This is a genomic window from Cupriavidus sp. 2SB, assembly GCF_005503625.1.
Taxonomy (GTDB): Bacteria; Pseudomonadota; Gammaproteobacteria; order Burkholderiales; family Burkholderiaceae; genus Cupriavidus.
The window spans coordinates 83,488-103,433 of the sequence record NZ_SCMX01000009.1; the positions used below are offsets into that span (position 1 = coordinate 83,488).

Below are 19,946 nucleotides of genomic sequence, written 5' to 3' on the forward strand. Positions count from 1 at the left end.
GCCATGTTGCCTCCCGTCGCCGCCCAGAGCGGCGCACACCCTGAAGATTTCGCATGACCCGCCTGCTGCGTCTCTGCAAGATTATTTTTGTCATCCTGTATTACGGGCTCGACGAACTCGTGCTGTCGGGCTTCAAGAGCCGCCGGATCAAGTTCCTGGTGCGCGTGATCACCATTGGGCGCAAGCTCGAACAGCCGCGCGGTGTCCGGCTGCGGCTGGCGCTGACCACCCTGGGCCCGATCTTCGTCAAGTTCGGACAGGTGCTGTCCACGCGGCGCGACCTGATGCCGCCGGATATTGCCGACGAACTGGCCATGCTCCAGGACCAGGTGCCGCCGTTCGACTCGGCACTGGCCGTGCGCATCATCGAGAAATCGCTCGGCAGGCGGGTGGACGATCTGTTCGACAACTTCGAGCACCAGCCGGTGGCCAGCGCGTCGATTGCGCAGGTGCACTTCGCCACGCTGCGCGGCGGCCCGAACCATGGCCGCGAGGTGGCGGTGAAGGTGCTGCGGCCCGGCATGCTGCCGGTGATCGACAGCGATCTGGCGCTGATGGCCGACATGGCCACGTGGCTGGAGCGAGTCTGGGTGGACGGCCGGCGCCTCAAGCCGCGCGAGGTGGTCGCCGAGTTCGACAAGTACCTGCATGACGAACTCGACTTGATGATCGAGGCAGCCAACGCCAGCCAGTTGCGCCGCAACTTTGCCGACAGCGAACTGCTGTGCGTGCCCGAGGTGTTCTGGGACTGGTGTACGAGTTCGGTGTTCACGATGGAGCGGATGCATGGCATCCCGATCTCGCGCACCGAATCGCTCAAGGCGGCCGGCGTGGACATGCACAAGCTGGCCGAGGAGGGCGTGGAAATCTTCTTCACGCAGGTGTTCCGCGACGGGTTCTTCCATGCGGACATGCACCCGGGCAACATCCTGGTGTCGGTCCAGCCGGAGACCTTTGGGCGGTATATCGCGCTGGACTTCGGCATCGTCGGGGCGCTGTCTGAATTCGACAAGAACTATCTGGCGCAGAACTTCATCGCCTTCTTCCGCCGCGACTACCACCGCGTGGCGCTGCTGCACGTGGAATCGGGCTGGGTCCCAGCCTCGACGCGCGTCGAGGAACTGGAGTCCGCCGTCCGCGCATGCTGCGAGCCTTACTTCGACAAACCGCTACGCGAGATTTCGCTGGGCATGGTGCTGATGCGACTCTTCCAGACGTCGCGACGCTTCAATGTGGAGATTCAGCCACAACTGGTGCTGCTGCAGAAGACGCTGCTCAATATTGAAGGGCTCGGGCGCCAGCTCGATCCGGACCTCGACCTCTGGAAGACGGCCAAGCCCTTCCTGGAGAAGTGGATGTACGAGCAGGTTGGCTGGCAGGGCGCCTGGGAACGCGTCAAGGTCGAGGCGCCGCAATGGGCCAAGATGCTGCCTGACTTTCCGCGCCTGGCGCACCAGTTCCTGGAGCGCCGTGCCATGGTCCACAACGGCGATCAGGAGCGGCTGCTGGCGCAGTTGGTCCACGAACAGCGCCGTACCAACCGGCGCCTGTCTACGGCGCTGATGCTGATGGGCGGCTTCCTTGCTGGCATCGTGATCGTCCAGGCGATGGCCTGGGCAGGGTACTGGTAAGCGGCACAGCGTCCGGCGGACTATCCGCCAACGTCAGCAAAACAACACGAAGTGCCCCAATACGGGCATTTCTCCGGGTGGCGGGATTTTTTTTCGACCCCGCCAGTCTCCATCGCTATAATCCGCGTTTTGATTCGGCTACGACCGCTCATGCCCCCCGCCGGGCGCCCGCGGCCCCGACCGATGAATTGGACACCGGCAGGGCGTTGCCACGATGCAGCGCTCGCCGGCATTCGGTTTCTCGCCACCAGGGCATTTCTGGCATTTTGGGATAGGGCAGCGGCATGCTGATCTGGTTCGTCATCGCTTATTGGGTCATTTCGGTCGGTATCGGCCTGTGGGCGGCGCTGCGCGTCAAGGGCACCGCAGACTTTGCCGTGGCGGGCCGCAGCCTGCCATTCCATATCGTCACCGCGACAGTCTTTGCCACATGGTTCGGCTCCGAAACCGTGCTCGGCATCCCGGCCGTGTTCCTCAAGGAGGGCCTGTCGGGCGTGGTGTCCGACCCCTTCGGCTCCTCCCTCTGCCTGATCCTCGTGGGTTTGTTCTTCGCCCGGCCGCTGTACCGGATGAACCTGCTCACCATCGGCGACTACTATCACAACCGTTATGGCCGGCTGGCCGAGGTGCTGACCACGCTTTGCATCGTGGTGTCGTACCTGGGCTGGGTGGCGGCGCAGATCAAGGCGCTGGGACTGGTGTTCTACACCGTGTCCGATGGTGCGCTGTCACAGGACGCCGGCATGATGATCGGCGCGGCCAGCGTGCTGGTCTATACGCTGTTCGGCGGCATGTGGTCGGTGGCGATTACCGACTTCATCCAGATGATCATCATCGTGATCGGCCTGGTCTATATCGGGTACGAGGTGGGCGGCCAGGCGGGTGGCGTCTCGGCCGTGGTCTCGCATGCGGCGGCGGCGGGCAAGTTCGAATTCTGGCCATCGCTGGACCTGGTGCAGATCATCGGGTTCGCGGCGGCGCTGTTCACGATGATGCTCGGGTCGATTCCGCAGCAGGACGTGTTCCAGCGCGTGACATCTTCGAAGACCGAACAGATCGCGGGCCGCGCCTCGGTGCTGGGCGGCGTGCTCTACTTCTTCTTCGCATTCATCCCGATGTTCCTGGCGTACTCGGCCACGATGATCGATCCGCAGATGGTGCAGAAATACATCGACACGGATTCGCAACTGATCCTGCCGCAACTGATCCTGACGCACGCGCCGATGTTCGCGCAGGTGATGTTCTTCGGCGCACTGCTTTCGGCCATCAAGAGCTGCGCGTCGGCCACGCTGCTGGCGCCGTCGGTGACGTTTGCCGAGAACATCCTGCGCCCGTACTTTCGCCATCTGACCGACAAGCAGTTCCTGCGCGTGATGCAGGCAGTGGTGCTGGTCTTCACGGTGCTGGTCACGCTGTTCGCGCTGAATTCGCACCTGTCGATCTTCCATATGGTCGAGAACGCCTACAAGGTGACGCTGGTGTCGTCGTTCGTGCCGCTGGCCTTTGGCCTGTTCTGGAAGCCGGCAACACGCCAGGGCGGATTGCTGGCCATCGTCCTGGGCCTGTCCTCCTGGCTGATCTGCGAGGTGGGCTATGCCGATGCTGCAGTGCCGCCGCAAATGGTGGGGCTGCTGTTCTCGATTGGCGGCATGGTGTTCGGATCGCTGCTGCCACAACTGATCAGTGACCGGCCTCCTACGCAAGAAGTGCATATCGCGTAACATTTGGAGAAATTGGCCCGTTCGTGACGAATGGGGCTCCGAATGACCGCAATTCCTGCCGGTATACGGGTTGACGACGGTTTATAATCCGAGGCTTTGCATCGTCACGCGTCCGGCACATCTGTATGCCCGTCGACATGATGGTCGCCCTTGTGGTTTCCGGCGACGGTGCCATCTACCCGCTTTACGTTCCGATTTTCACGAAATAACCATGCCGATCTATGCCTACCGTTGCGACGCCTGCGGCCAAGGGCGCGATGTGCTGCAGAAAATGAGCGATGCCCCGCTCACGGACTGCCCATCCTGCGGTGCCACCGGCACCTACAAGAAGCAACTGACCGCAGCCGGCTTCCAGCTCAAGGGCTCGGGCTGGTACGTCACGGACTTCCGCGGCGGCAGCGGCGGCACCAGCGCACCGGCCAAGTCGGGCGACAGCGCGGCCGCAGCGGCTGCGCCGGCGGCCACTTCCGACGCATCGGCTTCGACCCCGGCAGCGGCTGCGCCCGCCGCTGGCTCGTCGGCCAGCCAATAAGCGCGGGCACGACGTGGTCGCCAAGAAAACTTCCGCCGTCAAGACCTGGTTCCTGACCGGCCTGCTCGTCCTCGTGCCGCTGGGCATCACGCTGTGGGTGCTCAACCTGATCATCGGCACGATGGACCAGAGCATGGCGCTGCTGCCCGTGGCATGGCAGCCCGAGAACCTGTTCGGGCGCCGCATTCCCGGTCTGGGCGCGATCCTCACGCTGCTGTTCATCCTGCTGGTCGGGGTGCTGACCCACAACTTCATCGGCCAGCGGCTGGTGCGCTGGTGGGAAGCGCTGCTGGGCCATATCCCGGTGGTGGGTCCGATCTACACCAGCGTGAAGCAGGTATCTGACACGCTGCTGTCCTCGTCGGGCAATGCATTCCGCAAGGCGTTGCTGGTGCAGTATCCGCGCGAGGGGTCGTGGACCATCGCGTTCCTGACGGGCCGGCCGGGCGGCGATGTGCAGAATCACCTCCAGGGCGAGTACGTCAGCGTCTATGTCCCGACGACGCCGAACCCGACCTCGGGCTTCTTCCTGATGATGCCGAAGGCCGATACGATCGAGCTCGACATGACGGTCGACGCGGCCCTCAAGTACATCGTGTCGATGGGCGTGGTGGCCCCGACGGACCTGCCCCGCAAGCCGAACGACGATACCCGCGAGGGACACGCCGAACTGGCCCGCGACGAAGTCGCCGACACGCAAACCAATTGATTGCGCGCGGCCCGCGCCTTGCGGCCGCGCTTTACAGGGAATTCCTCCTATGTCCTCCATGCGTACTCACTACTGCGGTCTGGTGACCGAACAACTGATCGGCCAGGAAGTGGCCCTGACCGGCTGGGTGCAGCGCCGCCGCGATCACGGTGGCGTGATCTTCGTCGACCTGCGCGATCGCGAGGGCCTGGTGCAGGTGGTGTGCGATCCGGACCGTCCGGAAATGTTCAAGGCCGCCGAAGAGATCCGCAACGAGTTCTGCATCCGCGTGGTGGGCAAGGTGCGTCCGCGTCCGGCCGGCACCGAGAACAGCAACCTGACCTCGGGCAAGATCGAAGTGCTGTGCCATGAGCTGTCGGTGCTGAACCCGTCGGTCACGCCGCCGTTCCAGCTGGACGACGACAACCTGTCGGAGACGACGCGCCTCACGCACCGCGTGCTGGATCTGCGCCGTCCGCAGATGCAATACAACCTGCGCCTGCGCTACAAGGTGGCGATGGAAGTGCGCAAGTACCTGGACGCCCAGGGCTTCATCGATATCGAAACGCCGATGCTCGGCAAGAGCACGCCGGAAGGCGCCCGTGACTACCTGGTGCCGTCGCGCGTGAACCCGGGCCACTTCTTCGCGCTGCCGCAGTCGCCGCAGATCTTCAAGCAGATGCTGATGGTCTCGGGCTTCGACCGCTACTACCAGATCACCAAGTGCTTCCGCGACGAAGACCTGCGCGCCGACCGCCAGCCTGAATTCACGCAGATCGACTGCGAAACGTCGTTCCTGACCGAGCAGGAGATTCGCGACCTGTTCGAGGACATGATGCGCACGGTGTTCAAGAACACCATCGACGTGGACCTGGTTTCCAAGTTCCCGGTGATGGAGTTCCGCGAAGCCATGGCCCGCTTCGGTTCGGACAAGCCGGACCTGCGCGTGAAGCTGGAATTCACCGAGCTGACCGAAGTGATGAAGGACGTCGACTTCAAGGTGTTCTCGGGTCCGGCCAACAGCGATAACGGTCGCGTGGTGGGTCTGCGCGTGCCGGGTGGCCACGCCATCTCGCGCGGTGAAATCGATGCCTACACGCAGTTCGTGGCGATCTATGGCGCCAAGGGCCTGGCGTGGATCAAGGTGAACGAAGTGGCCAAGGGCCGCGACGGCCTGCAATCGCCGATCGTGAAGAACCTGCACGATGCGGCGCTTGCCGAAATCCTGAAGCGCACCGGCGCCCAGGACGGCGACATCATCTTCTTTGGCGCAGACAAGGCCAAGGTGGTGAACGACGCCATCGGCGCGCTGCGCCTGAAGATCGGCCATTCGGAATTCGGCAAGAGCACGGGCCTGTTCGAGGACACCTGGAAGCCGCTGTGGGTGATCGATTTCCCGATGTTCGAGTACGACGAGGAAGACGCACGCTGGGTGGCGATGCACCACCCGTTCACGAGCCCGAAGGACGAGCACATGCAATACCTGGAAACCGATCCGGGCAAGTGCATCGCCAAGGCTTACGACATGGTGCTGAACGGTTGGGAAATGGGCGGCGGTTCGGTCCGTATCTACCGTGAAGACGTGCAGAGCAAGGTGTTCCGCGCACTGAAGATCGGTGCCGAGGAAGCCCGCGCCAAGTTTGGCTACCTGCTCGACGCGCTGCAATATGGCGCGCCGCCGCACGGTGGCCTGGCCTTCGGCCTGGACCGTATCGTGACGATGATGGCTGGCGCCGATTCGATCCGCGACGTGATCGCCTTCCCGAAGACGCAGCGCGCCCAGGATCTGCTGACGCAGGCCCCGAGCTCGGTCGACGAGAAGCAACTGCGCGAGCTGCATATCCGCCTGCGCGCGCAGGAGCCGAAGACCACGGCCTAAGGCGAATCGGGTATCGGCCCTGTGTTTCATCCGCTGACAGGAAAGCCGCGCTACTGCGCGGCTTTTTTGTTTTCCGCGCAAGGATGCGTTTCCATTTGTTACCAGCAGGAACGAAGCTGCGACGGTGAATGTCTTCTCCCCGGATACGCGCGAAGCCGGCCCACCCGAAAGGCCAGCCGCGACGTGGGAGGACAAGACCAATGCAACTCGATACCGAACTGATCCGGGCCTTTCTTCTGGCCCATGCCGAGACCATTCTGACCTGGCTCGTGGCCGGCCTGCTGGTAATGCTGGTGGCGCGCTTCGAACTGCGCCGCGCGGTGCGCAGGTCCGCACAGGCCATGTCGGAATCGGTGGCCACCACCGTGGCCGCATGTGTGCCTGACATCGCCCATGCCGTGCAGGGGGCGAATGCCGTGGCCGCCGACGCAGATCGGGACGGCGAACCGGTGGAGGCACAGCGTGCCGAGGCACTGCGCAAGCTGGCGCTGGACACCGTTGCCACGGTGATGGCGCGCGGCCGGTGGCTGGAAGATGTCGGCAACCTGCGCCTGCCTGAGGATGCACTGCTTTCGGGACGCCGCGCCGGCGGTGCCGATCCGCTGCTGGTAGTGGCGCCGCAGCCCGTGGTGCAGGCTTACCTGGGCGCACAGCGCACGTTCGACGACGAAGCCACGCGTCTGCAGACCCATCGCCGCGAAGCCCTGCGTCTGCAGGACGCATTGCAGGAGCGGATTGCCGAGGCCGCGCATGTCGAACAGGAAACGGCCAGCATCGTGATGCGGTTCGAGCAGGTCAACGCCCAGGCCGCACAGGGTGTGGAGGCGGGCGACTACCAGCGCTTCCTGATCCAGAAGTACAACCAGCTTGGCGTGCGCGAAAAGGAAATCGCCCAGGAACGTGCGGAACTCGCCGCGCAGGTGCGCGAAAGCACGGATGCGCTGGCCCAGCATGCGCACGTGGCGTCCCAGCGCTATACCCGGACGCTGGCACCGCTGATGCAGCAACTGCGGGCGGCATGGGGCCATGGCGATTCACCCCAGGTCTTTGATACCTGGCTGCATGAGGGGGCGGGCACCGAGAGCGAAGTGCCGCGTCAACCGCCTGCGGCGTCTGATACCCACTATCTGTCGCCGCGCCAGCCGGGCGAACAGACTGCGGCCTGAGGCGTCGCCATTCCACATCGCGGTAACTAGACAGTAATCGGACAGGCGCCTACACACCAACCCAGCGCCGCTGCGCTATGCTTGGGGTCTGTCTCTTCCGCCGCCCCATGCGCTACAAGATTCCCGAATCGGTACTGGTCGTCATTCATACGCCAGACCTGCAAGTCCTGTTGATCGAGCGTGCCGACCGGCCTGGTTTCTGGCAATCGGTCACGGGCAGCCTTGATGCCGACGACGAACCGCTGGCTGTCACGGCCGCTCGCGAGGTGGCCGAGGAAACCGGCATCGTGGCCGCGAGCTTCGAACTGACCGACTGGCACCACACGATCGACTACGAAATCTATCCGCAGTGGCGCCATCGCTACGCCTCCGGCATTGTGCGCAATACCGAGCACTGGTTTGGCTTGTGCGTGCCGGCACCGGTGCCGGTAACACTGGCGCCGCGCGAACATACCCGGTATGAGTGGCTGCCCTGGCAAACCGCTGCCGAGCGCTGTTTTTCGAGCAGCAATGCAGAGGCGGTGCGGCAACTGGCGTGGCGCACGCAGGCCGGCAAGCTTGACCGCACGCTGGAAGGCGGGGTGGCGCGATGAAGCTGCGCGTCGTCACCTACAACATCCACAAGGGCGTGAAGGGCTTCTCCGGCAAGCCACGCATCCAGAGCGTGCGCACTGGGCTGCAGGCCATGGACGCCGACATCGTCTTCCTGCAGGAAGTGCAGGACCGCAATGACCGGTTGATTGCAGCCGAACTATTCGATCCCGACCACACCCAGCTCAACTACCTTGCCACGGATGCCTACCCGCACTCGGTCTATGGACGCAACGCAGTGTATGAGCACGGCCATCATGGCAATGCGATCCTGTCGCGCCATCCGATCCTGATGTCGGAGAACCTCGATATCTCGGACCATCGCTTCGAGCAGCGCGGGCTACTGCATGCGGTGGCGGATATCAACGGGGTGGAGGCGCACCTGATCTGCGTCCATTTCGGACTGTTCGCGCGTAGCCGCGTAAGGCAGGCCAGTGCATTGGTCGAGCGCGTGCGTGCCGTGGTGCCGGACACCGCGCCGCTGGTGATCGCGGGCGACTTCAACGACTGGAATCACCGGCTCGACGCCAAGATCTGCAATACGCTCAATGCCGTGGAGTCCGCGCACGCCAAGAACGGACGCATCCACACGTTCCCGAGCCATATGCCGTGGTGGCAACTCGACCGCATCTACGTGCGCGGGTTTGCGATCGAGCGAACGCAGGCGCTGACCGGCCGCGAATGGGCGGAGCGCTCGGACCATGTGCCGTTGATGGCGGAACTGGCCCATCGCATGGCGATACCCGAGGCGTAGCGCCCCGTCAGTGCGAGCCTGGTGCGAGCTTAGTGCGACGCCAGGTAGTCGCGAATCCAGTGATAGATCGCGTCCACGTCGCTCAGGTCGATCACGGGTAGCGTGGTCTGTGTTTCGACCTCGGCTTGCGCATCGGTGGCAACGGCCACCACGCCGGGCACTTCGGTCCACAGGGGCGCCTTGCCGTTGGCGGGCCGATAGATTTCGAGCTTGGGGAAATCGCTCCACTTGTAGCCTTCGACCACGACGAGATCGGTGTCTGGCGGGAGCACGGCCAGCGCCTCGCCAATCTCTGGCGAGGGTTTGTCTTCGGGGTAGTGCCGCATCAACGTCAGGTGCCGCGCGCCTACCAGTACCACGTTCTCGCAACCGCCCTGGCGCATGCGCCACGAATCCTTGCCCGGCGTGTCGGGATCGAAACCATGGTGCGTATGCTTGATGCCCGCCACGCGCAGGCCATCGGCCACGAAACGGGGAATCAGCTGGTCCAGCAGCGTGGTCTTGCCGCTGCCCGATGAACCCGTGATACCGAATACCTTCACAATGCGTTCTCTTTTGGGCGTCAGAATGCACTGACAATAGCAGAGTTGGCACGGGCCATGTGCAGGAGCCGCCCATTGGTCGATAATCGAGCCATGTCACGGATCTACGATCGCGCCGAATCCGATTCGCCGAAGACGCCCCCGTCCGAAATTCCGGACGCGCCAGGGCCGCATGCCCCATCGCCGGCAGGCATTCCCACATCCGTTCACGAGATCGGCGCCGCTGGCGCCCGGGCCAAGGCCCGGCTCATGCACTGGATGCGGCGGCGCGGCAGCCCCGTACCGGGCAACCGGGTGGATCTGCTCTGCAACGGGACAGACTTCTTCCCCGCACTGATCGAGGCCATCGAAGCCGCGCAGGTCCACGTCGTGATCGAAACCTATATCTATGCCGATGACGACATCGGTGCCCGGGTGACCGACGCGCTGGTTGCGGCGGCGCAGCGAGGCGTGGATACGCGGTTGATCGTCGATGGCTTCGGCGCCGGAGACATGCCCGTCGCGCTCGTTCAGCGCTTGCGCGACGGCGGCGTGAAGCTGGAAGTGTACGGACCGCTGCGCGGTTTCAAACTGGCGCGGCGGCATCTGCGCCGGCTGCATCGCAAGCTGGCCATCATCGACGGCAAGATGGCCTTCGTCGGCGGCATCAACATCATCGACGATCACAACCACGGCCCGATCCATCTCCCGGACCTGGGGCCACGCTTCGACTTTGCAGTGCGCGTGCGCGGCCCGCTGGTGTCGCAGATCGCACTGGCGGCGGCGCGGCTCTGGTTCCGCATCGCACAGCGCAGGGGGCTGCGCGAGACCGCTAGCGCGTTTTCCGAGGTCGAGACACTGGCCCGCGCGGCTCGGCACGCGCGCGGCGATATCCAGCCGGATGGGGTGGCGGCATCGCTGCTGATGCGCGACAACCTGCGCAACCGACGCACCATCGAGCGCGAATACCTCTATGCGCTGGGTGCCGCACGCCATGACGTGATTCTGGCCAACGCGTATTTCCTGCCCGGCCACAAGATGCGCCGTGCGCTCCTGGCCTGCCGCAAGCGCGGTGTGCGCGTGCGGCTGCTGTTGCAGGGCATGGTCGAGTACAAGCTGCAGCACTACGCCACGCACGCGCTCTACGCCACGCTGCTGGAAGCCGGTGTGGAAATCTACGAGTACGAAGAGAGTTTCCTGCACGCCAAGGTGGCCGTGGTGGACGATATCTGGGCGACGGTCGGATCCAGCAACATGGACCCCTTCAGCCTGCTGCTGGCGCGCGAGGCCAACGTGGCCGTTTATGACGCGGGGTTTGCGAACGAACTGCGCGAGCGGCTGGAGCGGGCCATGGCGCAACGCAGTGCGCGTGTGGTGCCCGAGGTACACGCCAGGCTGCCGCGTGTGCGGCGATTTGCCAATTGGGCGGCCTACTACGTGTTGCGTCTGGGCGTCGTGATTGCCGGGGTCACGGGGCGTTATTGAAGGCATCGCGGTAACATGCTGCCCTGCCGCACACCGCGAAGAAAACGTCGGCGTGCCGGCCCTGAATCCACGGGGTTTTCAGCAATTGCTGCATTGCGCCGCAAATTAAGCGCGCGATGCCGGGCGTTTAGAAACCCCGATCTAATTAAAAGCTTGATGCCAGTCGGCCCCGCCAGAATAATCTGAACGACCGTTCTTTTTTGGCTTAGACTTCGTGCAATTACGATGGCTCGACGCTGTCGTGATGCCTGCCTCAGGCAGAGTTGGGCTGAAAAAGGCAGCACCCAGGTGGGTGTTGTCGAGAACGGAGAGATAACCATGCGACACCAGTCAGTTCGTCTTGAATCCGCCGCCGCGCCCGCGCCCTTGCGCAAGGGCGAGATGACGCGCGTGGCGATTCTCGATGCCGCACTGGAACTGTCGTCCCGCGACGGGCTGGAAGGGCTGACCATCGGCCTGCTCGCGGAACGCATGCAGATGAGCAAGAGCGGCGTGTTCGCGCATTTTGGTTCGCGCGAAGACCTGCAGGTGGAAGTGGTGCGCGAGTATCACCGCCGGTTCGAGCAGGAGGTGTTCTATCCCTCGCTGCTGGAGCCGCGTGGTTTGCCTCGCCTGTGGTCGATGGTGCGTCGCTGGATGGAAAAGCGCATCCAGGAAGTGACCACGGGTTGCATCTACATCAGCGGGGCGGTCGAGTACGACGATCGCGCGGAAAGCCCGGTACGTGACGAGCTCGTCAAGAGCGTCACGATCTGGCGGGCCGCGCTGATGCGTGCGATCGACCAGGCAAGGGAAGAGGGGCACCTGCGCGCGGATTGCGATCCGCGACTGATGCTGTTCGAGATGTACAGCCTTGAACTAGGCTTGCATCACGACGCTCGTTTCCTGCGCCTGCCGGACAGTGCCGAGCTTGCCATGGTCGCGCTCAATAAACTGATTCAGTCCTACCGAACCTGAGCCGCCCCCGGGCAACGGTCGCAACCGCCTCTTCAAGGGGCGTGCGGCATGCGCGTGTGGCGGCATTGAAAACCTCCAAGGAGTCTTTGATGGGCCAGTACACCGCACCGTTGCGCGACATGCAGTTCGTGCTCCACGAAATGCTCGGCGCCGAAGCCGAACTCAAGGCGATGCCGCAACACGCGGACATCGACGCGGACACCATCAACCAGGTCATCGAGGAAGCCGGCAAGTTCTGCGCCGACGTGGTGTTCCCGCTGAACCAGCCGGGCGACCGCGAAGGTTGCACGTACGTGGGCGATGGCGTGGTGCGCGCGCCCAAGGGCTTCAAGGAAGCCTACCAGCAGTACGTGGAAGCCGGCTGGCCCGCACTGGCCTGCGATCCGGAATACGGCGGCCAGGGCCTGCCCATCATCATCAACAACGCGCTGTACGAGATGCTGAACTCGGCAGGCCAGGCGTGGACGATGTACCCGGGTCTCTCGCACGGCGCGTATGAAGCGCTGCATGCGCACGGCACGCCGGAACTCAAGCAGACCTACCTGACCAAGCTGGTATCCGGTGTGTGGACGGGCACGATGTGCCTGACCGAACCGCATTGCGGCACGGACCTCGGCATGTTGCGCTCGAAGGCCGAGCCGCAGGCCGATGGCTCGTACGCCATCTCGGGCACCAAGATCTTCATCTCGGCAGGCGAACACGACCTGGCCGAGAACATCATCCACCTGGTGCTGGCCCGTCTGCCGGACGCGCCGCAAGGCACCAAGGGCATCTCGCTGTTCGTCGTGCCGAAGTTCATCCCCGATGCCAGCGGCAATCCGGGCGAGCGCAACGGTATCAAGTGCGGCTCGATCGAACACAAGATGGGCATCCACGGCAACGCTACTTGCGTGATGAACCTGGATGGCGCGCGCGGCTGGCTGGTGGGCGAGGCCAACAAGGGCCTGAACGCGATGTTCGTGATGATGAACGCCGCACGCCTGGGCGTGGGCGCGCAGGGCTTGGGCCTGACCGAAGTGGCCTACCAGAACTCGCTGGCCTACGCGAAGGACCGCCTGCAGATGCGCGCGTTGACGGGCCCGAAGGCGCCGGACAAGGCCGCCGACCCGATCATCGTTCACCCGGACGTGCGTCGCATGCTGCTGACGCAGAAAGCGTATGCCGAAGGTGGCCGCGCGTTCAGCTACTGGACCGCGCTGCAGATCGACCGCGAACTGTCGCACCCCGATGCCGCCGTGCGCAAGGAAGCTGGTGACCTCGTGGCGCTGCTGACCCCGGTCATCAAGGCCTTCCTGACCGACAATGCATTCACGTCGACGAACGAAGGCATGCAGATCTTCGGCGGCCACGGCTACATCTCCGAGTGGGGCATGGAGCAGTACGTGCGCGATGCCCGCATCAACATGATCTACGAAGGCACCAACACGATCCAGGCACTGGATCTGCTGGGCCGCAAGATCCTGGGCGACATGGGCGCCAAGATGAAGGTGTTCGGCAAGATCGTGCAGCAGTTCGTGGAAGAGGAAGGCACGAATGAAGCCATGCAGGAGTTTGTGAACCCGCTGGCCGACATCGGCGACAAGGTGCAGAAGCTGACCATGGAAATCGGCATGAAGGCCATGGGCAACCCTGACGAAGTGGGCGCCGCAGCCGTGCCGTACCTGCGCGTGGTGGGTCACCTGGTCTTTGCCTACTTCTGGGCCCGCATGGCCAAGATCGCGCTGGAGAAGCAAGACAGCGGCGACAAGTTCTACGTGACCAAGCTGGCCACGGCACGCTTCTACTTTGCCAAGCTGCTGCCCGAAACCGCCGGCGAAATCCGCAAGGCCCGCGCCGGTTCGGCCACGCTGATGGCGCTGGACGCGGATTTGTTCTAAGACGTTTCTTCTCCTGACGGTTTGCTCCCCTCTCCCGCAAGGCGGGAGAGGGGAATAACGCGACTCTCTCCTCAAAACGCTCACGATACCCAAGGAGCGCGCATGTCCAATTTCATCGTCAAGAAGGTTGCCGTACTCGGCGCCGGCGTCATGGGTGCACAGATTGCGGCCCACCTCGTCAACGCCCGCGTGCCCGTGGTGCTGTTCGACCTGCCCGCGAAGGAAGGCCCGAAGAGTGGCATTGCCCTTCGCGCCATCGAGAATCTCAAGAAGCTGTCGCCGGCACCGCTCGGCATCAAGGACGAAGCGGGCCTGATCCGCGCGGCCAACTACGAAGACGACGTCGAACTGCTCAAGGAATGCGATGTGGTGATCGAAGCGATCGCCGAGCGCATGGACTGGAAGCACGACCTCTACAAGAAGGTAGCGCCGCATCTGGCACCGCACGCGATCTTCGCGACCAATACGTCGGGTTTGTCGATCACGTCGCTGTCCGATGGCTTCGATGCGGAACTGAAGTCGCGCTTCTGCGGTGTGCACTTCTTCAACCCGCCGCGCTACATGCATCTGGTGGAACTGATCCCGACTGCGACGACGCAGCCCGCGATCCTGGACCGCCTGGAATCGTTCCTGACCACCACGCTCGGCAAGGGTGTGGTGCGTGCCAAGGACACGCCCAACTTCATCGCCAACCGCGTGGGGATCTTCTCGATCCTGGCCGTGTTTGCCGAAGCCGAAAAGTTCGGCATTCCGTTCGATATCGTCGATGACCTGACCGGCACCAAGCTGGGCCGTGCCAAGTCCGCCACGTTCCGCACCGCCGACGTGGTGGGCCTGGACACGATGGCGCACGTCATCAAGACGATGCAGGATGGCCTGGGCGGCGATCCGTTTGCCTCCGTGTACAAGACGCCGGCCGTGCTAAAGGGGCTGGTCGATGCGGGCGCGCTGGGCCAGAAGACTGGCGCGGGTTTCTACAAGAAGGATGGCAAGGCCATCAAGGTGCTCGACGCCAAGACCGGCCAGTATGTGGAATCGGGCAAGAAGGCCGACGAGATCGTCGTGCGCATGCTCAAGAAGGAACCGGCCGAGCGCATCAAGCTGCTTCGCGAATCCACCAATCCGCAGGCGCAGTTCCTGTGGAGCGTGTTCCGCGATGTGTTCCAGTACATCGCCGTCTACCTCGAACAGATCGCCGGTTCGGCCGCCGATGTGGACCTGGCGATTCGCTGGGGCTTCGGCTGGAACTCGGGTCCGTTCGAAGACTGGCAGGCTGCCGGCTGGAAGCAGGTGGCGCAGTGGGTCAAGGAAGATATCGAAGCCGGCAAGGCACTCGCTAACGTGCCGCTGCCCGCATGGGTATTCGATGGTGCCGTCGCCGACAACGGCGGTGTGCACGGTGCGCAAGGTTCGTGGTCGCCGGCGACGAGCAGCTTCGTCAAGCGCGCCGCGCTGCCCGTGTACGAGCGCCAGGTGTTCCGTGCCGCGCTCAAGGGCACGGACGCCGCAGATCCGCGCAAGTCGGGCAAGACGATCGAAGAGAACGACGGTGCGCGTATCTGGACCAGCGATGGTGCCGACGATGTGCTGATCATCTCGTTCAAGAGCAAGATGAACACGATTGGCCCGGATGTGCTCGACTCGCTCGTGCGCGCCGTGGAACTGGCCGAAGCCGAATACAAGGGTCTGGTCGTGTGGCAGCCCACGTCGCTGCAGCTCGGCGCACCCGGTGGTCCGTTCTCGGCCGGTGCCAATCTGGAATCGGCCATGCCGCAATTCATGATGGGCGGTGCCAAGGGCATCGAACCGTTCGTGAAGAAATTCCAGGACACGCTGATGCGCGTGAAGTACGCGGCAGTGCCGGTGATTCCGGCGGTGTCGGGCATCGCGCTCGGCGGCGGCTGCGAACTGATGCTGCATTCGGCCAAGCGCGTGGTGGCGCTGGAAAGCTATGTCGGCCTGGTGGAAGTGGGCGTGGGTCTGGTGCCGGCCGGTGGTGGCCTCAAGGAAGCCGCGATTGCCGCGGCCAAGGCTGCGCAGGCAGCTGGCAGCACGAACTACCTGAACTTCCTGACCAACCGCTTCCAGGCGGCGGCGATGGCCAAGGTCTCGACCTCGGCGCTGGACGCGCAGAAGATCGGCTACGTGCAGCCCACGGACACCATCGTCTACAACGTGCACGAACTGCTGTACGTGGCACAGAGCGAAGTGCGCGCAATGGCTAACGCCGGTTATCGTGCGCCGCTGCCGGGCCAGTTGATTCCGGTGGCGGGCCGTTCGGGCATCGCCACGATCAAGGCATCGCTGGTGAACATGCGCGACGGCAACTTCATCTCGGCGCACGATTTCACGATCGCCTCGCGCATCGCGGAAGTGGTGTGCGGCGGTGATGTGGAGGCGGGCTCGCTGGTGAGCGAAGAGTGGCTGCTGGCGCTGGAACGCAAGGCCTTCATCGACCTGCTGGGCACGGGCAAGACGCAGGAGCGCGTCATGGGCATGCTGCAGACCGGCAAGCCAGTGCGCAACTAATCCGCCAACGAGGAACCGACATCATGAAACAACTGCAAGACGCGTATATCGTTGCGGCTACCCGTTCGCCGATTGGCAAGGCTCCCAAGGGCGCCTTCCGCAACACCCGTCCCGACGACCTGCTTGCCACCATCCTGAAGGCTGCCGTGGCACAGGTGCCGAACCTGGACCCGGCGCTGATCGAAGACGCCATTGTTGGCTGCGCGATTCCTGAAGCGCAGCAGGGCCTGAACGTGGCGCGTATCGGCGCGCTGCTGGCTGGCCTGCCGAATACGGTGGGCGGCATCACCGTGAACCGTTTCTGCGCCTCGGGCCTGTCGGCTGTGGCAATGGCGGCTGACCGCATCCGCGTGGGCGAGTCCGATGTGATGATCGCCGCAGGCGTGGAATCGATGAGCATGGTGCCGATGATGGGCAACTCGCCGTCGATGTCGCCGTCGATCTTCGAGCGCGACGAGAACGTGGGCATTGCCTACGGCATGGGCCTGACCGCCGAGAAGGTTGCCACGCAGTGGAAGGTGAGCCGCGAAGATCAGGACGCGTTCTCGCTGGCGTCGCACCAGAAAGCCATCGCCGCGCAACAGGCTGGCGAGTTCAACGACGAGATCACGCCGATCGAAGTCGTCGAGAAATTCCCGGATCTGGCTTCGGGCCAGGTGGGTGTGAAGACACGCACGGTATCGCTCGACGAAGGTCCGCGTCCCGACACGTCGGTGGAAGGACTGGGCAAGCTGCGTGCGGTGTTCGCCAACAAGGGCAGCGTCACGGCTGGCAACAGCTCGCAGACATCGGATGGTGCTGGCGCGCTGATCCTGGTTTCCGAGAAGATCCTCAAGCAGTTCAACCTCGTGCCGCTGGCCCGCTTCGTATCGTTCGCGGTGCGTGGTGTGCCGCCGGAGATCATGGGGATTGGTCCGAAGGCTGCGATTCCTGCGGCACTGAAGGCCGGTGGCCTGACGCAGGACCAGATCGAGTGGATCGAACTGAACGAGGCATTCGCTGCGCAGTCGCTGGCAGTGATGCGTGACCTGGAACTCGATCCGTCGCGCGTGAACCGTATGGGCGGTGCGATTGCGTTGGGCCATCCGCTGGGTGCCACCGGTGCAATCCGTTCGGCCACCGTAGTGCACGCGCTGCGTCGCCACAACCTCAAGTACGGCATGGTGACCATGTGCGTCGGTACGGGCATGGGCGCAGCCGGAATCTTCGAGCGCGTTTAAACGCGCCAGTGGGGCGAATCTCAAGGCAGTGATGAGATTCGCCCCTACCTTCGATCAGATGAAGAAATGTATGGACACGAAGATGCCAACACGTTGACGCACTGACCCGGAGGAACATAACAATATGCAGGAGACAGCCATTCTGGCCGACGCGGCATGCGACATGCCGCGCGCGATGATGGACGCGCTTGGCGTCCGCACCATTCCCTTTCGCATCCGCGCGGGGGATCAGTTCATCGCCGATACGCGCGATGAAGTTGCACTGCCCGATCTGTATCGGCAATATCTGGTCGGCAAGCAGGACCACTATGCCGAATCCATTCCGCTGCTCGAACGCGAGCTTGAAGACCATTTGCTGCGCAATGTGGTGGCCGGTTGCGATCGCGCGATCCTGCTGACGATTGCGAGCAGCCGCAGCAAGTTTTACGCAAACGCCAATGGCGCCGTGGTGGGTACTGTGGCGCGCAGTTTCAAGCTGCGCAAGGACGCGGGCCGCAGCGGGCTGTTCGACCTGACCGTGATCGATACCGGCGCCATCGGGCCGGGACAGGCGTTGATCGTGCGCGAGGCCGCGCGCATGCTGGCCGAGGGCGCGAGTGCCGCCGCCGTGGTGGATGCGGTGGAGAATCGATTGCGCGATGCCGCGCACATGTTCCTGATCCCGAACGAACTGCTGTACATGTACACGCGCGCCAAGCTGAAGGGCGAGAACAGCATCACGTGGGGCCGCTACATGCTCGGCAGCGCGTTCAATATCCGGCCCGTGATCCATATGCATCGCGGCGAGACCGATGCCATTGCCAAGGTGCGCGGCTCCGAGGATGGCATTCGCCGCCTGCTGGGCCATGTGGAAGCCTGCATCCGCGCCGGTGCCTTGCTGACGCCGGCGGTAGGTGCCGCGTATGCGGGCGATATCGACGAGGTGGAGTCGTGGCCCGCGTGGCAATCGCTGGCCAATACTGCCAAACGACATGGCGTGGAGCTGATGCTCGCGCCGATGAGTCTGACTGTTGCGCTCAATGTGGGCGCCGGCGCGTTCGGACTCAGTTATCTTTCCGACATGCCGCCACCGTTTGTGTGAGCGGCGCAACCTGATACCGACGAGACGAGGAAGACATGAGCATTGCCACCCGCATCGAACAGGGCGTCCTGACCATTGGTTTCGACCGCATCGACAAGAAGAACGCGATCACGGCCGCGATGTACCAGACCATGGCCGACGCGCTGCGCGCCGCCGAGACCGACAACGCCGTGCGCGTGATCGTGATCGAAGGCAAGCCGGAGATCTTCACGGCCGGCAACGACCTCGAAGACTTCATGAAACGCCCGCCGACCCACGGCGAAGGCGGCGCACCCGCACCGGTGTTCCAGTTCCTGCACGCCATCAGCCACGCCACCAAGCCGGTGGTGGCATCGGTCAGCGGCGCGGCAGTGGGCATCGGCACCACGCTGCTGCTGCATTGCGATCTGGTCTATGCATCGGAGACGGCCAAGCTGTCGCTGCCGTTCGCGCAACTGGGCCTGTGCCCGGAAGCCGCATCGAGCCTGCTGCTGCCGCGTTTGCTGGGTTACCAGCGCGCCGCCGAAAAGCTGCTGCTGGGCGAGGCATTCAGCGCGCAGGAAGCGCATGCCATCGGACTCGTCACGAAGGTGTTGCCGGTTGCCGAGCTGTCGGACTATGTGCGCCAGCAAGCGGGCAAGCTCGCCGCGCTGCCTGCATCGTCGCTGCGTGAGACCAAGCGGCTGATGAAGGGCGACGACGTACCGGCTGTCGAGAAGAAAATGAACGAGGAAGGCGAGGTGTTCCGCCGCATGCTGCTGGCACCGGAAGCCAAGGAAGCATTCACGGCATTCTTCGAGAAGAGGAAGCCGGATTTTTCGAAGTTTGATTGAGGCGGTTTGAAACTACCGCTCGGCGTTCGCCCCTCTCCCGCCTTGCGGGAGAGGGGAACAAATCAATCCCACCTCAAGCCGTAGGCAACACCCGCGGCATCCGGCTCTCATCCGTTGCCACATACGTCAGCGTGGCTTCCGTCACCTTGACGATCTCATGGCTGTGGCGCATGCGTTGCGCGTAGACGGCCACTTCCACCGTGATCGATGTGCGGCCGGTCTTGACCACGTCGGCGTAGAAGCTGACCAGATCGCCCACGAACACGGGGTGCTTGAACAGGAACGAGTTGACGGCCACCGTGGCCACGCGGCCCTGGGCACGTTCGACGGCGGGAATCGAACCGGCGATATCGACCTGCGCCATGATCCAGCCGCCGAACACGTCGCCGTGCACATTGGCATCGGCGGGCATGGGGACGACGCGCAGAGCGGGGTTCTTGCCGGCGGGCAATTCGGAGATGGGGGCGGATGTGGACATGTCGGCGATGGCGGAAAGCGGGAA

General features: G+C 63.8%; 17 protein-coding genes. 15 read left to right on the top strand and 2 right to left on the bottom strand.

The window, feature by feature from the left end; genetic code table 11:
• The first annotated feature begins 53 nt into the window (after positions 1 to 53).
• From ubiB to FFS21_RS06585, 8 genes are all read left to right on the top strand, one after another.
• A complete protein-coding gene (gene ubiB / locus FFS21_RS06550) occupies positions 54 to 1,631 on the top strand; it encodes a ubiquinone biosynthesis regulatory protein kinase UbiB (protein ID WP_137924103.1) in 1,578 nt (525 codons plus the stop codon).
• 284 nt (positions 1,632 to 1,915) lie between these two features.
• A complete protein-coding gene (locus tag FFS21_RS06555; protein WP_137924104.1) occupies positions 1,916 to 3,352 on the top strand; it encodes a high affinity choline transporter 1 in 1,437 nt (478 codons plus the stop codon).
• A 211-nt stretch (positions 3,353 to 3,563) separates the two neighbouring features.
• Complete coding sequence (locus FFS21_RS06560) at positions 3,564 to 3,884, top strand: FmdB family zinc ribbon protein (RefSeq protein ID WP_137924105.1); 321 nt, start codon at positions 3,564 to 3,566, stop codon at positions 3,882 to 3,884.
• A gap of 13 nt (positions 3,885 to 3,897) precedes the next feature.
• The gene (locus FFS21_RS06565) at positions 3,898 to 4,593 is read left to right on the top strand and encodes a DUF502 domain-containing protein (RefSeq protein WP_137924106.1); all 696 of its coding nucleotides are present in this window, start codon (positions 3,898 to 3,900) and stop codon (positions 4,591 to 4,593) included.
• 49 nt (positions 4,594 to 4,642) lie between these two features.
• Positions 4,643 to 6,451, top strand: a complete 1,809-nt coding sequence (gene aspS / locus FFS21_RS06570; RefSeq protein WP_137924107.1) for an aspartate--tRNA ligase — start codon at positions 4,643 to 4,645, stop codon at positions 6,449 to 6,451.
• A 200-nt stretch (positions 6,452 to 6,651) separates the two neighbouring features.
• Complete coding sequence (locus FFS21_RS06575) at positions 6,652 to 7,617, top strand: hypothetical protein (protein ID WP_137924108.1); 966 nt, start codon at positions 6,652 to 6,654, stop codon at positions 7,615 to 7,617.
• Between the two features lie 107 nt (positions 7,618 to 7,724).
• Positions 7,725 to 8,210: a dihydroneopterin triphosphate diphosphatase gene (gene nudB, locus FFS21_RS06580; RefSeq protein WP_137924109.1), complete on the top strand. Its 486-nt coding sequence runs from the start codon at positions 7,725 to 7,727 to the stop codon at positions 8,208 to 8,210.
• Positions 8,207 to 8,962: an endonuclease/exonuclease/phosphatase family protein gene (locus FFS21_RS06585; protein ID WP_137924110.1), complete on the top strand. Its 756-nt coding sequence runs from the start codon at positions 8,207 to 8,209 to the stop codon at positions 8,960 to 8,962. The genes nudB and FFS21_RS06585 overlap by 4 nt, the downstream gene beginning before the upstream one ends.
• A gap of 29 nt (positions 8,963 to 8,991) precedes the next feature.
• On the opposite strand, the gene mobB is transcribed toward FFS21_RS06585, so the two are convergent.
• The gene (gene mobB, locus FFS21_RS06590; RefSeq protein ID WP_137924111.1) at positions 8,992 to 9,504 is read right to left on the bottom strand and encodes a molybdopterin-guanine dinucleotide biosynthesis protein B; all 513 of its coding nucleotides are present in this window, start codon (positions 9,502 to 9,504) and stop codon (positions 8,992 to 8,994) included.
• A gap of 93 nt (positions 9,505 to 9,597) precedes the next feature.
• Between mobB and clsB the strand changes: the two genes are divergently transcribed.
• The 7 genes from clsB (at position 9,598) to FFS21_RS06625 (ending at position 19,444) form a co-directional block, all read left to right on the top strand.
• Complete coding sequence (clsB, locus tag FFS21_RS06595) at positions 9,598 to 10,968, top strand: cardiolipin synthase ClsB (RefSeq protein WP_137924112.1); 1,371 nt, start codon at positions 9,598 to 9,600, stop codon at positions 10,966 to 10,968.
• A gap of 366 nt (positions 10,969 to 11,334) precedes the next feature.
• Complete coding sequence (locus FFS21_RS06600) at positions 11,335 to 11,925, top strand: TetR/AcrR family transcriptional regulator (protein ID WP_130391262.1); 591 nt, start codon at positions 11,335 to 11,337, stop codon at positions 11,923 to 11,925.
• A gap of 89 nt (positions 11,926 to 12,014) precedes the next feature.
• Entirely contained in the window at positions 12,015 to 13,802 is a 1,788-nt protein-coding gene (locus tag FFS21_RS06605) for an acyl-CoA dehydrogenase C-terminal domain-containing protein (RefSeq protein WP_137924113.1), read from the top strand.
• 102 nt (positions 13,803 to 13,904) lie between these two features.
• On the top strand, positions 13,905 to 16,331 hold the full coding sequence (locus tag FFS21_RS06610; protein WP_137924114.1) for a 3-hydroxyacyl-CoA dehydrogenase/enoyl-CoA hydratase family protein: 2,427 nt from the start codon (positions 13,905 to 13,907) through the stop codon (positions 16,329 to 16,331).
• 20 nt (positions 16,332 to 16,351) lie between these two features.
• Complete coding sequence (locus FFS21_RS06615; protein ID WP_137924147.1) at positions 16,352 to 17,551, top strand: acetyl-CoA C-acyltransferase; 1,200 nt, start codon at positions 16,352 to 16,354, stop codon at positions 17,549 to 17,551.
• A gap of 124 nt (positions 17,552 to 17,675) precedes the next feature.
• Entirely contained in the window at positions 17,676 to 18,632 is a 957-nt protein-coding gene (locus FFS21_RS06620; protein ID WP_137924115.1) for a DegV family protein, read from the top strand.
• A 35-nt stretch (positions 18,633 to 18,667) separates the two neighbouring features.
• Complete coding sequence (locus FFS21_RS06625; protein ID WP_137924116.1) at positions 18,668 to 19,444, top strand: enoyl-CoA hydratase; 777 nt, start codon at positions 18,668 to 18,670, stop codon at positions 19,442 to 19,444.
• Between the two features lie 73 nt (positions 19,445 to 19,517).
• On the opposite strand, the gene FFS21_RS06630 is transcribed toward FFS21_RS06625, so the two are convergent.
• Positions 19,518 to 19,922, bottom strand: a complete 405-nt coding sequence (locus FFS21_RS06630) for an acyl-CoA thioesterase (RefSeq protein WP_137924148.1) — start codon at positions 19,920 to 19,922, stop codon at positions 19,518 to 19,520.
• Positions 19,923 to 19,946: the final 24 nt, after the last annotated feature.